General features: G+C 41.6%; 1 pseudogene. It reads left to right on the top strand.

What is annotated here, in order from left to right:
- A pseudogene (locus BSF42_RS22290) lies at positions 1 to 596 on the top strand (hypothetical protein); the annotation flags it as partial.

Genomic DNA, 596 nt, shown 5'->3' with positions numbered 1-596 from the left:
GTTTGCGAGTATTCAGACAACTCAAAGTAATATTGTTTGGTACACAGCATTGACAGGCGGAACAGTTATTCCGTCAACAACAGCCTTGACAACGGGACAGTATTTTGCAGCAATTTCAGACACCGCTACTGGTTGTGAAAGTGCAGTAAGATTAACAGTTGACGTGATTGTAAATAACCCTGCAACACCAACATTGGTAACAGCAGGAACACAGAACTTCTGTCAGGAAGATGCACCGACATTTGCAAGTATTCAGACTAATGAAACTAACATTGTTTGGTATACAGCTTTAACTGGCGGAACAGTTATTCCATCAACAACAGCCTTGACAACAGGACAGTATTTTGCAGCAATTTCTGATCCAGTTACTGGTTGTGAAAGTGCTTCAAGATTAACAGTTGACGTAATTGTAAACGATCCGGGAACTCCGACATTGGTAACAGCAGGAACACAAAATTTCTGTCAGGAAGATGCACCGACGTTTGCGAGTATTCAGACAACTCAAAGTAATATTGTTTGGTACACAGCATTGACAGGCGGAACAGTTATTCCGTCAACAACAGCCTTGACAACGGGACAGTATTTTGCAGCAATTA

The sequence above is a fragment of the Flavobacterium sp. ACN6 genome (genome assembly GCF_002304005.1).
Classification (GTDB): domain Bacteria; phylum Bacteroidota; class Bacteroidia; order Flavobacteriales; family Flavobacteriaceae; genus Flavobacterium.
Note: the sequence above shows the minus strand (reverse complement) of the source record. Positions and strands in the feature narration are given on the sequence as shown.